Source organism: Psychrobacter sp. FME13 (assembly GCF_014861395.1).
In the GTDB taxonomy this organism is placed as follows: domain Bacteria; phylum Pseudomonadota; class Gammaproteobacteria; order Pseudomonadales; family Moraxellaceae; genus Psychrobacter.
In genome coordinates, this window is record NZ_RRYV01000394.1 from 1 (window position 1) to 427 (window position 427).

At 35.1% G+C, this 427-nt stretch carries 1 protein-coding gene; it reads right to left on the reverse strand.

What is annotated here, in order from left to right; genetic code table 11:
- Positions 1-57: 57 nt before the first annotated feature.
- The gene (locus EI164_RS16745) at positions 58-396 is read right to left on the reverse strand and encodes a hypothetical protein (RefSeq protein WP_192521079.1); all 339 of its coding nucleotides are present in this window, start codon (positions 394-396) and stop codon (positions 58-60) included.
- Between the last annotated feature and the right edge of the window lie 31 nt (positions 397-427).

The window sequence follows — 427 nt, forward strand, 5'->3', positions numbered from 1 at the left end:
CTGTATCTAGCTTGTACTATGATTCATTGCAAACTGAATTAGGGACACGCCCTAGGTTTATTTTAGCACTTTGTTGATATTTTCAATGAGCTTAGTCCAATTGCTTATCTCATCTTCTGTAAGGCTTGAAGCATCATTACTCTTACACCATTTAATAAAATGTTTGGCTAAGTCATATTTTGAAAAGTTGGGAACTTGTGATTGAAATATACTCACAATACCTCTTGTGGACTGCGAATCTGCTATCGACTTACAGTCGATTGAATATTCTGTTTCTACGATTCTAACAAGTGTATCTCTCAATAAGTCTTCTATCTCTGGAGAAGTAACGTTTTGACAGTAGTCTTTAGTTCGAAGGATGTTTTTATTACCTAACCCCAGTTCGGGATAAGCCACATTGTAACTCATTGATACTATTTACAATGTA